This window comes from Pseudomonas sp. GW821-FHT07G06, from assembly GCF_058986625.1.
Genome location: NZ_JBYSVW010000007.1, coordinates 96,638 through 112,965 on the forward strand (window position 1 = coordinate 96,638; position 16,328 = coordinate 112,965).

Here is a 16,328-nt window from a genome sequence, read left to right on the forward strand (position 1 = left end):
TTTTGATCTCTCTCGGTTACAGCGCTTCTTGTTCAACCGTAAAACCTGCTTTGAGCAAGGTAGTTCCCAAAGCCTCCCATCCAGCCGAATCGGCAAAATGTTTCATTCGGTTCAGGGTCTTCGAGTTAGCGGGCTGCCTTCGATCCAAGGGGACATCACTGGGACTCATCAAGTAGGGCCTTATGGTATGACCAGTCGCGGTCGAAACCTTGGCCAACGTCGCGGCAATCCGAAACCCGCCTTCGTCGACATCTCCCCAGTGAAAGATGGGGGTACCCGGAGCAATACCTGACAAGATTTTTTGGTACATGACTCGCCATGCAGGGGAGGGCATACCAGCGGTGTAGATCAGCAGTTTAGGGTGATCCGCCGAGCTGATCAGGGGCATTTCGACCGCGCGGCCATTGAGGTTGCTTACGATTCCGCCCGAGGGTTGCTGGAGCTTATCGGTGATATTCTGGATGTGGTGTGTATAGAATCCGGACATGTAAGCCTGACTCCAAAGCGGGCCAATTTGCGAGAGCTGGTGGAGTCGGTCGCTCGCGTCTTTGATGGATTGGCAAGGCAAAAGAGTTTGTCGCTGTTGCTAGACATCGATTCCAACGTTAATTGTGACGTATTCGTTGACCCGATGCGCTTTAAACAGGTTCTATCCAATGTTATCGGTAACGCAATCAAGTTTACTGACACTGGGCAAGTGAGAGTATTTGTCCGTGGAAAGCCAGTAGATGATGATCGGTTGCACGTACTCATTGCTGTCGAGGATACCGGGATAGGTATCACAAGCGAAGAGCAGGAGCAGTATCTCGGCAATCAGGCTACGCAATGTTTCGCCCGCACTTGAGGTCCGCCACCAACTCCAAAGGGAGCGCAGGTGAACGATCAAGTCTTTATTCAAATCTCCAGTGTCCGGCTGTGTCACGAAGGTCAGGGCGGTACGTTCATAAACATCCCTGAGCAAAGCGCTCTTGTTTTTCCACCACCGGTAGATCGTAGGCTTGCTCGAACCGGCCCGTTCCACCAACGCATCCTGTTCTCAATTCAGATGAAATCGCTCTCATTTTTAATGAACAGTGAGGATCCTGACATATGAACATCTCTGACATAACCTATGATTTAACATAATATACATTATGCGTACTCACAGGTATTCCACACAGAGCCTCTCCCAGGTACATTTCAACCCCCAGCCACATCCCTCGACCACATCTGTGAGGATCATCTAAAAATTATAAAAACGCATTTAAAAACTATAATCCTCAGCAAATCAACAAGATGGGCTACACCATATTCAGGGTTCGTTAATTTTCCCGGCGGTAGCTTAGCGCCCACTGATTCAGAGCTTCCATCGATTTCATTTGTTGTTTACCACTGGACGCGTCTAAATCAACTGTCTTCGATCCAACGGCAGACAATTGAGCGCCAACATTTAAAAATTAGACAGAGTCGCCAGTCGACATTTAAAAATTATAGTGGACTACAGGTCGCATAACGGCTCTAGCACGGCAGTTTCAGCGGTCACCCATCCACGCGGCGGCCTACGTAAATCCTGGACTTTCACCAAGGCTAGGAAGGCGCAGATTTTTACGTAGCACTAGACCTTAGTAGAAAAAAAAGTTCAGCGGATAGCCGAGGTTTCACTTGCTGGTGAACTACTAATCGCCGAATGGCAAAGGCCTTCTGGAGTACGTGGTCAGGGCAATAAGGCAGATGTGGATATCGAGATTGAGGAGCGTCTGCGCGATCCCCTACTGCAATTGCTCAAATGTGATTTTTGGGGGGGAGGAAACGGGGCATGTATTAACCGGGCACCCGTGGTGCTGGGTAATCGATCCAAACGACGGCACAAGCGATTTTTTAAAAGGCGTCAAAGGCTCATCAATTTCTGTCGGCCTACTACGACATTCGATCCCAGTTCTAGGTGTGGTTTACGCGCCGATAACAGAAGACCGTGGTAAGGACTGCCTCGCTTGGGCTGAGGGTATGCCTTACCTATTGCGTAATGGCCAGCCGGTGGACGTAGATCTTAGCCAAAGAGATTTAGAGGTTGGAGCTTTGGAGGGGCACCAATCGCCTGTATGAAGTTATTTCATCGAAATTGGTCAGAGCTATCAAATTGTTGGCAAGAACTTTGAGTGTGGTTCTTGGGGGCGATGGTCAGCTAAATGCGGTCTGTTTGTAGAGTTTAGTTAAGATCATGACCATAACTCAACTAAACGTCTATTTAGTTGAGCTAAGTTTGGATAGATTTTAATCGCATTGAAGCATTGTGCAACAGCGAAAACCGCCCTCGCCCTTCTTATTCATTACTGAAATACCAAACGCCCGATGCGGTGCATCAGGCGTTTGGTTGTATCGGTGTAACTCTAAACAATTAGCGCAGTGGCAGGTCCTTGGTTTCTGGCATGCGCAAATAGACCACGGCACTGATGGCGCTGATCACCGTCAGGTAGATCCAGAACAAGTGCCCATAGCCCCATCCGGCCATCGCGGCCATAAGATACGGTGCGGTTCCGCCACACAGTGTCACTGATAATGCGTACGGCACGGCTATACCGGGGTGCTCTCGCTAAAAAATTGTCGGCATTGCGTAACCCTTGTAGCTATTCATCCTGATCACGCTCTCGTAAGAGCCAGCAGACGATGCCGAGCACCAGGGTGGCAAATCCTAGTGCGGCAATGGTGAGCGCAGGAGTAGCGGCAGAATCGAGAATAACGAACTTCCGGCTGAGCGCCAGCAAGGCGATCAACAGCACTGTGCGAACCTGAACGATGCTGTTGCGTCGTAGGGCCGGGCGTACAATCGAATGCTTAAACTCCAGGGCTATCAGCACGGTGAAGATTGAACCAAAGAGGGCCTGGAAAACATCGTGATCTAGAGGGTCAATCGCACCACCGATCACCAACGGCACAACCCTGCGACAGAGCTGCAGTAGCGCCATCATGATCACAGACGCGATGATGAGACTGAGCGCAAGAACAACCAATTGTTCGAAACGTTCGTACGCATTCATCAGCGCCCACTGAAGTCTGAAATTTTTCAGCGTCGAGTTGCACTCACGCCCTTCAGAATCAGGCTTTGGCACGATAATCCTCCACACTTGCGTCTTCAGTCTGCCGGGCTCATCCAGGCATTTGAGGATCCAGTAGATCATTGCACGTCGTGATCAACAGGCCCGCTCCCAGGTTACGTGAGTGTGTTGAGGCTAAGTCCCAGTCTCCGCAACAGGTGCCAGATCATCTGGCTGGTCTGGAGGACTACCCTTTTCGGCGGTCTTTGGCGCATCCACCTCCACCTTATTGAAGACCACTTCGCTACGCTCCTTGTCGTAACCCAACTCAACGCTGTCGCCGGCTTGCAGCTTGTCAGCGAGCATTTCCTTCGCAAGCCGCGTTTCGACGGCCTGGCGAATCTGACGTTTCAACTCACGCGCGCCAAACTCAGGCTGATAACCAACATCCGCCAGATGATCAATGAGTGAGTCAGCAATTTTCACTGTGATGTTCTGTGCAGATGCGGTTCGAATGACCCGATCAAGCTGAATACTCACAATCGATCGGATGTTGTCACGGGTAAGGGCATGGAACACGATGATGTCATCAATACGGTTCAGGAATTCGGGACGAAAATGCCCTTTCAGGACTCCCATCAATTCATCACGTAACGCTTTATCCGTAAGGCGTTCATCTTCTGGGCGCTCAAGATTCTCCATGATCACGGGAGAGCCCAGGTTGCTGGTGGCAATGATGATCGTATTGCTGAAATCCACGACACGTCCCTTGCCGTCCGTGAGACGCCCATCGTCGAATACCTGCAGCAATACGTTGTTCACGTCGGGATGCGCCTTCTCGATCTCGTCGAGCAGAATCACACTGTAGGGCTTGCGGCGGACACGCTCTGTCAACTGCCCGCCTTCGTCGTATCCCACGTAACCGGGTGGCGCACCGATCAACCGGGCAACCGCATGACGCTCCATGTACTCCGACATATCAATACGAATGATCGATTGCTCGTCACCGAACACCGTTTCTGCCAACGCTTTGGCAAGTTCGGTTTTGCCGACGCCCGTAGGGCCAAGAAAGAGAAACGTGGCAATCGGTCTGTTGGCCTGGCCAAGGCCGGCTCGAGACAAACGAACGGCATCGCTGACCGCGCGAACAGCATCTTCCTGCCCGACCAGCCGATCACGCAGCGTGTCTTCCATATTCATCAGCTTTTGACGCTCCTCCTGCGTAAGCTCGGTCACAGGAATACCGGTGAGACGGGACAGCACCTCGGCAATCGACTCGAGGGTCACCTCAAGGGTTTCGGAACCTGTCTTGCGCTCCCAGGCTTCTGTTTCCTCTCCCAGTTGCGCTTGTTTTTGACCAATGCGCTCTTCGAAGCCTTTGGATTCATCAAAACGTTTACGGGAGGATGCATAGTCCTGTTCACGTTTGAGTTGGGTGATTTCGGCTTCCAGCTCCTGAATGCCAGCCGGCCTCGAGGAGGAACTGATTCGAACGCGGGCCGCTGCCTGATCGATGAGGTCAATGGCCTTATCCGGCAGATAGCGCGAGGTGATGTAACGATCCGACAGCTCTGCTGCCGCCACAAATGCTTCATCGGCGAATGTGACCTGATGGTGAGCCTCAAGTTTGTCGCGCAGCCCACGCAGGATAATGATGGTCTGTTCGACGGTGGGCTCGGCTATCAGCACAGGCTGAAAACGTCGTTCAAGCGCTGCGTCTTTTTCGATGTGCTTTTGATACTCATTGAGTGTCGTCGCACCGATCAAACTGAGCTCCCCGCGCGCCAATGCGGGTTTCAGCACGTTGGCAATGTCCAGGCCGCCCTCCTCACCACCCTGCCCCGCACCGACGATCGTATGTAACTCATCGATGAACAGAATAAGCTCCGAGCTTTTTGCGGCGACTTCATCAAGCAATTGCTTGGCTCGCTCCTCAAATTCACCACGATATTTGGAGCCTGCAACCATTGAGTTCAGATTGACTTCAACAAGCCGTCTGCCACGCAAGATCTCAGGGACATCGCCCTTCACTATTCGTTGTGCAAGCCCTTCGACGATGGCGGTTTTACCGACGCCAGGTTCGCCGATAAGAACTGGATTGTTCTTTCTGCGCCGCGCCAGCACCTCAATGGTATTTTCGATTTCCTGCGCGCGCCCCAGTACGGGATCGAGTTTGCCCTCACGAGCCAGTGACGTCAGGTCGCGACCGAACTTGTCGAGTGTCGGTGTTCCCGTCGGGGTATCGACTCGCCCATCCTCAGCGCCCTTACCCACTACCTTGACCACCTTCTGCCGCAAGGCTTCAGGCGTTACGCCGTATTTTTTAAGCAATGTCCCGGCAATACTGTCTGGTACAGAGGCAAGCCCGATCAACAGATGCTCCGGGCCAACGTACGAATGTCCTAAATCACGAGACGCCTGGAACGCAGAATTGAACACTTTCTTCAACCGGGGCGAAATGCTCATCCGGTCCACCGGTGACTGGTCCTGCGCCGTGCCTTTCTGAGCATGTTGATCGATGTAGCCTTTGATCTCGTCCGCAGAAAGCTTCAGCTCCTTGAGCAACGCCGTACCCACATCGGTATCCGCCAGCACATACAACAAGTGCTCGGTATCGAGCTCGCTACGGTTGAGCTCATGGGCTTTCTCACCCGCGCGTTGCAGGATTTCCAGCGTCTGGGAACTGAATGCATCGGTTGCATCGACAGATTCACGAGGCACTTGCGCAGAGAGCCTGAGGTCATCGCCCCCCTGATCCTTTGCTCCGCCCATGCTGTCGAAAAAGCGAGACACTCCCCCGCCCAGCAGAGAATCGAATGGATTCAACATGCTTTGATGGCGTAAGAGTTGACGGTAATCGTGGTCGCAAATCGACATTGTCCTGGCTTGGCCATTTTGCGATACGGTCACTCGCGCGACCGCTGGTCTCGCATTACATATTTCACAGAGAGTAGCCATGATGAGTTGTCTCCAAAGGTGGATAACACGAACTCATTCAGATGGATCTACTTCCCTGTAAACGATGCACAAGAAGCTGGGACATGAGATCCGCATTACGCTGAGCTTGATCAGGAAGACGATTATGTTGCGGGGAATGGCAGTCACGACAGACGATGCCATCCAATCAAGATAGTCGGATCTCATCAAAACACGCTATGGGCGACCCAGGATACCGACGAACGACGTCTGATAAATTCGTGCTCAAAAATACCGCCAGTCGTAAACCACCAACTCATCAGCAATTGAGGCTAGGGAATCACCAGTGATCGAGCAACGCTTTGATGTCGGGATTCGCGGGGGCGAATCGATCAGCAATGAGAGGATCGGGCGATTACGGTGAAGGCGGATGGGCAACAGAATTAGCGCGAGGCCTTGCTGTGGAAACCGAAAATGCGTTCAGCGACTACGGCAAGCGACAACAGCGACTATAGTCATTGGTGAGCCAGAGCGAATCCTGCCGTTGCGCTACCCACATGGCCCTCAATCCAAATACCGCGAAAGCACGGCGAACGTCGTCGTGCTTCTTGACGCGGATCGTGAACGTTTCGCTGCCGAAAACACTCAGGCTCAGGCTGAGATCGAGGCATCGTTGCCTTTATAAATCCCTTGATGGTGGATGGAGTTATCCCGCCGGGAAAGTCGTATCCCCCCTGAGTAGATCCCACCCACCTATCTATCAGGGCTCAAGCAATGAACACTTCAGAATTGGATGTTGCAAAAGAAACGAATGACGACCTGGTTCAGGGGCCGCTGTCAGCCGGCACTGTCGCGCCCGGCTTCTCGCTGTACGCGACCCCTGATCAGCAGTTGTCGCTACGCGAGCTAAAGGGAAATCCCGTGATACTGGCGTTTTATCCCGCAGACTGGACTTCTGTTTGTGGCGACCAACTGACCTTATACAACCAGTTGCTACCCACATTCAGAGAATACGGTGCGACGCTACTGGGTATCTCGGTTGACAGCGCTTGGTGTCATCAGGCCTTTTCCAAAGATCGGAATTTTCACTTCAGCCTGCTCGCCGATTTTGAGCCCAAAGGGGCTGTGGCTCGACAGTATGGAGCGTACGACTCCCACCTGGGAGTTTGTAAGCGGGCGCTGTTCGTGATTGACAAGGAGGGAGTGATCGCCTGGAGCTACATCTCACCGATGGCAATCAACCCTGGGGCGGACGGCATTCTGGATGCGCTGGATGCTCTGGCGAGTTCGCCCCAAAGCGCGCCAACCAAAAATTAGCAGGTGATCACATGGCCACTCTCAAAGTCCCGGTAAGTGCCAACGACCATCGCCAAGGAAGTGGGCATGCCAAAGTCACCTTGGTGGAATTTGGCGACTATGAATGTCCCTACTGCGGTTTAGCGTATTGGGTCGTCAAAAAGCTACAGCAGCATTTTCGCGATGATCTGCAGTTTGTGTTCCGTAACTTTCCACTGACCACCGCTCACCCGCATGCGATGGGTGCAGCCGTCACCGCTGAGTATGCCGGGAGTCGAGGATTCTTCTGGGAGGCTCACGACGAATTGTATGAAAATCAAGATCGATTGGGCCTGCCGCTGTTTGGGGCCATCGTTCTAAAACACGGCCTCTCCAGCGAAGAACTCTATGTTGCTATGCAGGACGGCACTTACATACCCAAAATAAAATCCGATTTTAATGGCGGCGTACGGAGCGGCGTGAATGGCACCCCAGCGTTTTACATTGACGGGCTTCGCTATGACGGGGCTCCAGAGTTCACCGAGATGAGTCGGATGATTGAGCTTTCGTTAGTGAGTTGACTAAATCGCTAGATAGTGAAATCGCTTGGCATTACCCACACCGTAGCCGAGGGCGAACGTGCCCCATTGCGCAGCGCACCAGGTGTGCATTCGACAATATTTCAATACGGGAGATTGAAGAATCCACGGTGCTGCCAACGATAAGCATCGCTCATAAAGCAGCGGCACGAAAATATCAGCCCAGCGAACCGAGGACATAAAAAATGGCGATGTTAATTTTTGACAGCTCGGAAGATTCCATAGTCGAGGCGCGTGTCCTGGTCGAGGCGCTGAATGAATGGTTGGCGGAACAGCAGCCCAGTTGCCCGCTAAGGTCCGCCCGTGCGCAATGTTGCTATCGGCCCGATGGCACGCTCGATTCTGTATTGACCGTACTAATAGACGTGGTGGTGGACTAGGTAAGGTGTTGCACTCAGTTTTTGCGACCGCCCCCAAGGTTGACGCCTATACCCGTCCACCCGTTCGCTTATCCGTTAGTTTCCTTCTACATTAAAGAGGTGCACACGGAGCCAGCAGCGAATGAAATCTTTGAAGTATTATGAAAAAAATCGACACGCCACATGGTTAGAGTTGTTTTTTGACCTGATTTTTGTTGTAGCAATTGGCAAGGTTACTCATACTCTCGGACATCTTCATCACGGCCACTTTGAACAGGAGCAATTATGGACATTTTTACTGCTTTTTGTTCCATTATGGTGGATCTGGTCCAGCCACACGATTTACTCAAATAGGTTTGATACAGACAGTAGCCTTCACCGCTTGGCAACATTATTTTTAATGTTGCTGCTCATTGTGCTGTCTGCACGGATTGGGGAAGAATTGGAAGTAAACTATGCGCTTGTTATTGCCTGCTATTTTGGTATACGTGCCATCATCAGCATTATGTATATTTCGTCCATAAATAAATTTGATCACCGTAGCGAATTCTCCTCCAGGCTTGGCTTCGCCCTGTTAGTTAGCGCAGTGATTAGTCTTTCATCCATTCTTTTTGACCCACCTATGCGTTACCTTGTCGCTTACATTGGGATTTTTCTCGACATTCTGCTCCCTTTATTTTCTTGGGGTAAGCTAAAGCCATTACCCGCACATACAGAACACTTGGTTGAACGACTAGGTTTACTCACCCTTATCTTATTGGGCGAGTCGGTAATTAGCCTTTCTGGAGGGTTATCTGACATTCAATGGGATCGTTATAATGTGATGGCGGCAATCACCGGATTTATCATGATTTGCAGTATCTGGTGGATCTATTTTGATAGCTTTTACCTACTGAGCAAAAATGAAAGTAGTATGAGTGGACACTCATTAATCTACTCGCACCTTTTTCTATTTATGGGGCTAGCACTTCTCGCAAATTTGATCAGGCATGCGATCCTGAATGACATTGCGATGCGCGATTTCCAGATTACGTCAATCATCGGCATGGCCTTATTTTTCTTAGGCAAGCAATATGGCTACTTCATAGCGGTACCTAAAATAAGGAAATACATACTACAAAACACCTTGATCGTGTTTTCTCTAGGTGGTTTGGTTATATTCCTACCCCGCGTCGAGTACATATTGGTCGGCCTGACAGTAACCATGATCTGTTATGTTGTATTAAACTTCAGGTATCGTTGAATCTTTAAAGTTGGGCCATATCACGGGTGGATCAGCTATCCGCGCGCACCAAAGACTCAGCAGCTGATTGTCGAGGACTGACGCACTGCGGATCGTGCTGAATGTGGTTAGCTGTTCAAACCCTTCGCCCAGTCGCTATACATCCCTACCAACGAGAAGCGGGTGGTCGCCTGGTAAAGCACGGGGGGAAACACCGCGCGGCGGGAGGCCCGCGCCAAGCGGCAAAAACCTAATCAAAGAAGGCCAGGGTGCGAACTTCGATACTCTCGCGCGGCGGGGCTCCCGGCGGCGTATTGGGGTCTTTGAAGGCGGTATGGGGCGTGAAGCGGGCACGGCCGTCGTGACGTGAGTCATACCCCTTGATCAGCAAGACTTCGTCACGGCGCATGTCCGGAAAATAGTACCAGCGCTGTTGCGGATTGTAGGCCAGGTGGTAGATCTCACCGATACGATCCGGATAGACCAAGTCGGTGGCCAGCAGGTCATTGGAGTTGAGTGTCGAGGCGTCCAGCACGGCCAGCGGTGAGCGCTTGACGGGCCCGCTCATCGGGCGCCAGAGGTTAATCTGGGCCACCGACACCAGTGCGGCGGCTTGATCCTGACCCAGCACGTCGCGAATACGCTCAGGCCCCGAGCGGTCGGTGTAGTCATTATGCACACGGCTGGCTGGACCGCGAATATCCCGCCGCTCGGCGTCGCTGCGCCTTGTGTGGTCGAAGATGACGACCCGGCTCGCGCCCGTCAACTCCTTGATCAAGGCCTTGACCTCGTCATAGTAGATGCTTTCCACTGAGGTATCGTCGTAGAGATCCTCGACCACCGTATCCCGCCGATGGAGTTCAAACCCCTGCTTGTCCAGAGACAGGCTGTCTGCCAACGGACGACCGTTGTGTATCGTGACCTCGCGCTCCTCCTGCTCAGCAAAATATTGCGGTTCACTGTTACCGGTCAGAGCCTCGGTATGCACATAGGGCTTCGCATCGTGCTTGACCAGGTAGGTAAGTGTCGTGATGACGCTAGCGGGCGTATCAGTTGTGTGCTTCAAGTAACACCTCCCAGTCTGCTGACCGCTTCAGGCGTGGTGTCACCGTGGCGGAGCTGTAACTTTTACGTAGGCACCTTCCCGCTCAATCGTATGCCTTCGAATGGACACTATCAAATTTAGCCCGAGGTGCATGGCTCCCGACTGGTAAAAAAGGCCCACTGTTACCTCGGCATCGACGAACAGCTTGACCATGACTGGCGCGTCGCACTCCGGGTCTGCGCCGATCATGAGCATCCGATATCCCGGCCCGCCCTTTACATTCGTTTGTCTGCCATGACGGGTTCGGACGTTGGTTGAATCAAACTTCCCGCACCACTATCTAGAAAAGCGGAATGCTATAACTCACAAAAACACGATTCTGATCTACGTTACGAGATGCTTCGCTGTTGGACTTGCCGTTACGCCAGCCGAACCCTACGCCTTTGAGCGCTCCGGATTGAAGGACGTAGTCCAGACTAATGTCTCTTTCCCATTCCTTTTGGTTGTTGCCTGACGTAGTTTTAATATTATCACCGGAGAGGTACATGACAGAGCCTTTCAGGCCAGGGACACCCAGAGCGGCGAAGTCGTAAGCATACTGACCGAAAGCTGTGCGCTCCCCTGCGCGGGTGAAAGTTTGGATAAGGCGGTCTGTATACAAGTACAGGCTTGCTCCACCGGCGCCCTTGTCTACCAGGCTACCCTGGCTGAGTTGAGTGAAGTTGCTGCCATCCGACACACTTTGGTACCCCGCAGTAATCGCGTGGCCACCCAGTGTATAAATCAACGCGGCACTCCAGGTGCGGTTGTCGATCTCTCCACTACCGTCTTTGGTGTAGCCACTCATTCTGTAGCCTGACGTACCGGAGCTATTTGCCCCTGACGAGTCAGTTTTGAAATAGCGCAGGTCGGTTTTTAGGGACTGATTGTCCGAGAGGGCAAGGGTGTGAATTAATCCCATAAAATGCTGCGTATAGTAGTTGTCGAGGCTGGCGTAGTAGTACTGAGCTGTCAGAGCCTTGGTGATGTTCCAATCGCCCCCGGCGAAGTCAAACTGATTGCTTTCCCGCGTACCACCGGCAACGGCCAACCCCGTCTGATCGCTCGAACCACGTCCTGTTGCATGTTCGATACGACCTCCAGTCAAGGTCAGCCCTTTGAACTCGCTCGAGGTGATTTGACCGCCCTCGAAGGTTTGTGGAAGTACGCGCCCATCGTTGGCGACCAGAATTGGGAGTTTCGGAATCAAAGTGCCGTAGCGAAGTTCAGTTTTCGACATTTTGCCTTTTACGGTCAGCCCCAGCCGGCTCCACTCTTCGACGGCACGGTTGTCACCGTCAGAAGGCATCATGCTGCTACCGACATGCCGTCCTTTGCCACTGTCCAAGGTAACTCCCAGCAACCCCAGGCCATCGACACCAAAGCCAACAATTCCATCGGTATAGCCCGATTTGAAGTCCAGCATGAAACCCTGCGCCCATTCTTCGGTTTTGGAAGGTGCGGCAACGCCATCGCGGTTGTCGTTATTGAAGTAGAAGTTTCTCATTCCCAAGGTGGCTTTGCTGTCACTCAGGAAGTCCGCATGCACCTGGGCACTCAGGGTAATACTAAGAAACACCGAACTTGCAGTTATTGTTTTTCCACTCATTTATATAGCGCTCCATTTGTTATTTTAAAGTAATAGAAGCAACGCAAGATTTTCAGGTGCGCGTTTTTTATTATTCTTAATATCCTGCTGAAAACGAGAAATCGACGATGCCTCGCCCCTCCTGCATCAAGTTAATATTGTTAATGCAAGTTCCAAAGTCGCTCATCGCACCTGTTTCTGTTATGCAGCGCGATAGCGTTAGAGCGGATTGTGTGAGAAAGGCGCAGGGAGTGCCTTGCCTGGGGAAATGGAGTTCTGCGTTGCGGTCTGAAAATTTATCTTATCGTCTGAATTTCAGGACTGGGGCCGGACACAATTGTCGGTCGAGTATCCAAAGGCTCAGCGGGCTGACCTGACGACTGTCCTCTCTAGCAACCCGCGGCGCGGCGATCACGACGTCCAAGGCCCAGACTGCGGTGTAATCATCTGCAACAGGTACCGAGACGGACGACGAACATGGCGGTTCCCCGCAATGCCGCCTACGCTTGTTGGATGGTCCCCATGCTTTTGCTCAGGCGATGTATCGGGCCGGAACGATCTAATTTATTTTGACCGTCCGTTCATCGCCAATCCGGGCCTGCCCGCGCGTTTTGCCAGCAACTGTCCCTCACCCGGTCGACCCGATCAGCATGTACGGCGCAACGGGCAAAGATTGCACCCACTACCCCACCTGTCGTTCCCAAGCGACCGATGCCGCAGCACCTCTGGAAACAGGGGCGCTGTTCACGTTCTCCCCATTGAGGAAGATGAGTATGTATCGGCCGAGCACGACTCCTTATCAGGAGCATCGAGGGTTCAGCCGAACCTTCACTCCGGGTCATTTGAGCCTGGGATTGTTCTTTCCTTTGGAGGCCTTCGATGGGGACACTCCGAGTATGCTCAACCAGGTCGCATTGGCCAAACGAGCAGAGGCGCTGGGCTTCTGCGCGCTCTGGTTTCGCGATGTGCCTCTTCGGGACCCTAATTTCGGTGATGTCGGCCAAGTCTTCGACCCCTGGGTATACCTGGGCTATATGGCCGCTCATACGTCGGAGATAGCGCTTGGCACCGCATCCATTGCCATCCCGTTACACCATCCTCTGCACACGGCCAAGGCATCAGCCAGCGTCGATCAGTTGAGCGCAGGTCGCTTGATTCTGGGTGTAGCTTCCGGCGATCGCCCTGTGGAGTTTTCGGCTTTTGGCGTTGATCCCGAAAGGCGCGCAGAAATCTTTCGGGAGCATTACGAGGTGATTCGCAAAGCCCACAGCACCAGCTTCGAGCCCATTCGCTGGAGCGATGGTGAGATGCAGGGCGCAGACCTCATTCCGAAACCCACGACCCAAGTTATTCCAATGCTCGTGACCGGGAATAGTCGCCAGTCACTGGATTGGATCGCGCGCGAAAGCACCGGATGGATCAACTATCCACGCCAACCGAAAATGCAGCGACTGATCGTGGAAGATTGGCGGCTGGAGGTCATGAAGCAATGTGGTTCAGTCTATAAGCCCTTCACTCAGTCGCTTTACATCGACCTCGATGAGAACCCGTCCACGCCGCCCACTCGCATTCATTTGGGGTTCAAACTTGGACACTACCATCTCCGGTTTTTGCTGGAGTCGCTTGAGGAAATCGGAGTGGACCACGTTATCCTGAATCTCAAATACGGAAAGCGCCCTGCTGCGCAAGTCATTGAGGAGCTGGGCACTCACATCGTTCCGCAATTCGGAGTACAGCCGCGTCCTGAAGCGAATTGATCCGCCGGCCGCCTCCACGCCGGCCGAGGTGGTGCGGTTCAACTGGTTGAATCATCAGGCCGATACCTGCTCAAGGAATATCAGTTGCAACGGCTCTTCGAGCAGGTCATCTGCCGTGGCGGCAAAGCGCTGAAAGTAAGGCATCGAAAAATGCGCATCCAGCGCCGTCTGATCCCTGAAAGCCTCGCGCATGTAGAACGTGTCCTGCTCGTCGCGCAGCTTGAACAACACATAATCGAGATTGCCCGGCTCTGCTCGGGTCGGCTCTACCAACGCCAGCAGTTCTTGTTTCAATGCCAGCTCTTTGCCTGCCTTGGCCTTTAGCACGGCAATCGATACCAACACGTTACTGGACGAATTCATCGTCAACGCTCCAACATTAAAAAATGGCAAGTGATGCCGCAGGCGGTTCAGCGGGCCCGCAAGCGACCCGCCTTAAGTGAAATCAGAAACCTTCGAGAACGATCTTGCCCCGGGCCTTGCCGCTCTCGACTAGCGCATGGGCACGACGCATGTTTGCCGCATTGATTGCACCGAAGTGCTCGCCCACAGTGGTTTGCAGAACACCTTGGTCAATCAGAGCGCTGACCCGATTGAGCAGGTGATGCTGGTTGATCATGTCCGGGGTTTCGTACAGCGAGCGGGTGAACATCAGCTCCCAATGCAACGACAGCGACTTGCGCTTGAGCGGCATCACGTCGAGGCTGTCGGGATCGTCAATCACACCCAGACGCCCTTGCGGCTTGAGAACGTCGATCAGTTGTGCAAAGTGCTGTTCGGTGTGAGTCAGGCTGGCGACATAGTCGATCTCCGGCACGCCGAGCGCTTGCAACTGTGCGAGCAGTGGCTGGCTATGATCAATCACGTGATGCGCGCCCAACTGCCGCACCCAATCAGCGGTTTCCTGGCGTGAGGCAGTTCCGATGACGGTAAGGCGGGTCAGCTGTCGTGCCAGTTGCACCAGCATCGAACCGACGCCCCCAGCCGCTCCGGTGATCAACAGGTACTTGCCCTCCCCCGAAGCCTCGACGACACCGAGCCGGTCAAACAACAATTCCCAGGCAGTGATCGAGGTCAACGGCAACGCTGCCGCATCGGCGGCACTCAATGACCGAGGCTTGTGCCCGACGATCCGCTCATCGACCAGATGGAATTCGCTGTAGCTGCCGGTGCGGGCAATCGAGCCGGCATAGAACACTTCATCGCCCGGCTGAAACAACGTCACTTCAGAGCCGATCTCGCGGACAATGCCTGTGGCATCCCAGCCGAGGATTTTCGGTTCTTTTGTGAAAGTTCCGGCGCGCACCTTGGTATCGACCGGATTCACTGACACCGCGCGAACTTCGACCAGCAGATCCCGTGGACCAGGCGTGGGCACCGGGAGGCTGATGTCGATCAATGCGTGTGGATTGTCGATGGGCAAAGCGTGTTCGGTAAAGGTGATGGCTTTCATAAACACTCGCTGTCTGAAGGGTGATGCACTCGTTTGCAGCCATCTTCGACTTCCCAAGTACAAAGAAAAACAAGCAGAATGCGCCAACACTTTCACTGCAGGAGTGAAAATGATCCGCATCGATGATCTCGGTTTATTCATCCGCAGCGCCGCGCTGGGCAGTTTCACCGCAGCGGCGCTGGAGGCTGATCTATTGCCTGGTCAGGTCGCCGCCGCCATCAAACGTCTGGAGCGCGAGCTGGACGTACGCCTGTTCGCCCGCACCACTCGCAGCCTGCGATTGACTGCCGAAGGCGAGCAATATCTGCCCACCGCCCACTCAGTGCTTGAGACCCTGCAGCAAGGCAAGGAAAATTTGCGTGGTAAGAACGCCACGCTGCGGGGCGTCCTGCAGGTGACAGCACCCTCCGATCTGGGGCGCAACATACTGCTGCCGTGGCTGACGCTGTTCCGCCGTCAGCATCCAGAATTGACGTTGCGTTTTTTCCTGTCAGACCAGATGGCCAATCTGTTTCGCGACCCGGTGGACGTGGCGATTCGATACGGCCCGAATGAAGACGCCAACTACGTGGCACTGCCGCTTGCACCGTGGAACCAGCGGGTGCTCGTTGCCTCGCCAGAGTATGTGCAACGCTGCGGTTCTCCCCAAACGCCGGATGACTTGAGCAAGCATCACTGCCTGCTCTATCTGCAAAATGGCCGGGTCTACGACAAGTGGAACCTGGGCGGGCAAACCGTGCAGGTTTCAGGGCCACTGTTCAGCGATGACGCCGATGTCGTGCGACGCTGGTCGTTGGACGGTGAAGGTATCGCCTACAAATCCTGGCTGGATGTCAGTGCCGATATCGCCACTGGGCGCCTGATTGTGCTGCTGCCGGATTTTCCTGGCGAAGCTTCGCCGTTGAGTCTGGTGTGCCCGCATCGCAAGCAGATCAGCCCTGCGGTTTCCCAGCTTTATACGTGGTTGAGTGGTCAGTTTTCTGCGCTGAAGCGCAGTTGAACCGAATGACGACAATTGATGTAGCGCTGGGCACCGGCATCGTTTGAAAGGGTGACAAAAAATT

General features: G+C 53.4%; 13 protein-coding genes and 2 pseudogenes. 7 read left to right on the forward strand and 8 right to left on the reverse strand.

Annotated features, from left to right (window positions below; genetic code table 11):
* Positions 1-16: 16 nt before the first annotated feature.
* Positions 17-388 carry a Wadjet anti-phage system protein JetD domain-containing protein gene (locus AC3WJW_RS13815; protein WP_493726376.1) on the reverse strand — a complete coding sequence of 124 codons (372 nt, stop codon included), beginning with the start codon at positions 386-388 and terminating at the stop codon, positions 17-19.
* Here AC3WJW_RS13815 and AC3WJW_RS13820 point away from each other — a divergent pair.
* Together AC3WJW_RS13820 and AC3WJW_RS13825 are read left to right on the forward strand one after the other, a co-directional pair.
* Positions 365-802, forward strand: a pseudogene (locus tag AC3WJW_RS13820) (sensor histidine kinase); the annotation flags it as partial. The gene AC3WJW_RS13815 and the pseudogene AC3WJW_RS13820 sit on opposite strands and share 24 nt — an antisense overlap.
* An 823-nt stretch (positions 803-1,625) precedes the next feature.
* Positions 1,626-2,043: pseudogene (locus AC3WJW_RS13825) on the forward strand (inositol monophosphatase family protein); the annotation flags it as partial.
* Positions 2,044-2,374: 331 nt separating this feature from the next.
* Here AC3WJW_RS13825 and AC3WJW_RS13830 read toward each other — a convergent pair.
* The 3 genes from AC3WJW_RS13830 to AC3WJW_RS13840 all read right to left on the reverse strand — a co-directional run bounded on the left by AC3WJW_RS13830 (position 2,375) and on the right by AC3WJW_RS13840 (position 5,972).
* Positions 2,375-2,548 carry an MFS transporter gene (locus AC3WJW_RS13830; RefSeq protein ID WP_141249758.1) on the reverse strand — a complete coding sequence of 58 codons (174 nt, stop codon included), beginning with the start codon at positions 2,546-2,548 and terminating at the stop codon, positions 2,375-2,377.
* Positions 2,549-2,603: 55 nt separating this feature from the next.
* Positions 2,604-3,014: a phosphate-starvation-inducible PsiE family protein gene (locus AC3WJW_RS13835; RefSeq protein WP_493726512.1), complete on the reverse strand. Its 411-nt coding sequence runs from the start codon at positions 3,012-3,014 to the stop codon at positions 2,604-2,606.
* A 192-nt stretch (positions 3,015-3,206) separates the two neighbouring features.
* Entirely contained in the window at positions 3,207-5,972 is a 2,766-nt protein-coding gene (locus AC3WJW_RS13840) for an ATP-dependent Clp protease ATP-binding subunit (RefSeq protein ID WP_443200782.1), read from the reverse strand.
* A 729-nt stretch (positions 5,973-6,701) separates the two neighbouring features.
* Here AC3WJW_RS13840 and AC3WJW_RS13845 point away from each other — a divergent pair.
* From AC3WJW_RS13845 to AC3WJW_RS13855, 3 genes are all read left to right on the forward strand, one after another.
* Positions 6,702-7,244, forward strand: a complete 543-nt coding sequence (locus AC3WJW_RS13845) for a redoxin domain-containing protein (protein ID WP_095966124.1) — start codon at positions 6,702-6,704, stop codon at positions 7,242-7,244.
* 11 nt (positions 7,245-7,255) lie between these two features.
* Positions 7,256-7,783 (forward strand): DsbA family protein, encoded by a 528-nt coding sequence (locus tag AC3WJW_RS13850; protein WP_493726377.1) that lies wholly within the window; start codon positions 7,256-7,258, stop codon positions 7,781-7,783.
* Positions 7,784-8,302: 519 nt separating this feature from the next.
* Positions 8,303-9,403 (forward strand): low temperature requirement protein A, encoded by a 1,101-nt coding sequence (locus AC3WJW_RS13855; RefSeq protein WP_493726378.1) that lies wholly within the window; start codon positions 8,303-8,305, stop codon positions 9,401-9,403.
* A 229-nt stretch (positions 9,404-9,632) separates the two neighbouring features.
* Here the strand turns inward: AC3WJW_RS13855 and AC3WJW_RS13860 are convergent, their stop codons facing one another.
* Positions 9,633-10,448 carry a CmcJ/NvfI family oxidoreductase gene (locus AC3WJW_RS13860; protein ID WP_493726379.1) on the reverse strand — a complete coding sequence of 272 codons (816 nt, stop codon included), beginning with the start codon at positions 10,446-10,448 and terminating at the stop codon, positions 9,633-9,635.
* 319 nt (positions 10,449-10,767) lie between these two features.
* On the reverse strand, positions 10,768-12,075 hold the full coding sequence (locus AC3WJW_RS13865) for an OprD family porin (protein WP_008061000.1): 1,308 nt from the start codon (positions 12,073-12,075) through the stop codon (positions 10,768-10,770).
* A 752-nt stretch (positions 12,076-12,827) separates the two neighbouring features.
* Between AC3WJW_RS13865 and AC3WJW_RS13870 the strand changes: the two genes are divergently transcribed.
* Positions 12,828-13,811: an LLM class oxidoreductase gene (locus AC3WJW_RS13870; RefSeq protein ID WP_008060999.1), complete on the forward strand. Its 984-nt coding sequence runs from the start codon at positions 12,828-12,830 to the stop codon at positions 13,809-13,811.
* 54 nt (positions 13,812-13,865) lie between these two features.
* Here AC3WJW_RS13870 and AC3WJW_RS13875 read toward each other — a convergent pair whose 3' ends face one another.
* Together AC3WJW_RS13875 and AC3WJW_RS13880 are read right to left on the reverse strand one after the other, a co-directional pair.
* Positions 13,866-14,174: a putative quinol monooxygenase gene (locus tag AC3WJW_RS13875; RefSeq protein WP_008155402.1), complete on the reverse strand. Its 309-nt coding sequence runs from the start codon at positions 14,172-14,174 to the stop codon at positions 13,866-13,868.
* A gap of 82 nt (positions 14,175-14,256) precedes the next feature.
* On the reverse strand, positions 14,257-15,264 hold the full coding sequence (locus AC3WJW_RS13880) for a zinc-binding alcohol dehydrogenase family protein (protein WP_008060997.1): 1,008 nt from the start codon (positions 15,262-15,264) through the stop codon (positions 14,257-14,259).
* Between the two features lie 109 nt (positions 15,265-15,373).
* Here AC3WJW_RS13880 and AC3WJW_RS13885 point away from each other — a divergent pair, with 109 nt between their 5' ends.
* A complete protein-coding gene (locus tag AC3WJW_RS13885) occupies positions 15,374-16,264 on the forward strand; it encodes a LysR family transcriptional regulator (RefSeq protein ID WP_493726380.1) in 891 nt (296 codons plus the stop codon).
* Positions 16,265-16,328 lie beyond the last annotated feature (64 nt).

Excerpts from the sequence above, each read along its gene's own strand:
- AC3WJW_RS13815 (WP_493726376.1), bottom strand. The coding sequence starts at position 388 with ATGCCCCTGATCAGCTCGGCGGATCACCCTAAACTGCTGATCTACACC.
- AC3WJW_RS13835 (WP_493726512.1), bottom strand. The coding sequence starts at position 3,014 with ATGAATGCGTACGAACGTTTCGAACAATTGGTTGTTCTTGCGCTCAGT.
- AC3WJW_RS13845 (WP_095966124.1), top strand. The coding sequence starts at position 6,702 with ATGAACACTTCAGAATTGGATGTTGCAAAAGAAACGAATGACGACCTG.
- AC3WJW_RS13850 (WP_493726377.1), top strand. The coding sequence starts at position 7,256 with ATGGCCACTCTCAAAGTCCCGGTAAGTGCCAACGACCATCGCCAAGGA.
- AC3WJW_RS13855 (WP_493726378.1), top strand. The coding sequence starts at position 8,303 with ATGAAATCTTTGAAGTATTATGAAAAAAATCGACACGCCACATGGTTA.
- AC3WJW_RS13865 (WP_008061000.1), bottom strand. The coding sequence starts at position 12,075 with ATGAGTGGAAAAACAATAACTGCAAGTTCGGTGTTTCTTAGTATTACC.
- AC3WJW_RS13870 (WP_008060999.1), top strand. The coding sequence starts at position 12,828 with ATGTATCGGCCGAGCACGACTCCTTATCAGGAGCATCGAGGGTTCAGC.
- AC3WJW_RS13875 (WP_008155402.1), bottom strand. The coding sequence starts at position 14,174 with ATGAATTCGTCCAGTAACGTGTTGGTATCGATTGCCGTGCTAAAGGCC.
- AC3WJW_RS13880 (WP_008060997.1), bottom strand. The coding sequence starts at position 15,264 with ATGAAAGCCATCACCTTTACCGAACACGCTTTGCCCATCGACAATCCA.
- AC3WJW_RS13885 (WP_493726380.1), top strand. The coding sequence starts at position 15,374 with ATGATCCGCATCGATGATCTCGGTTTATTCATCCGCAGCGCCGCGCTG.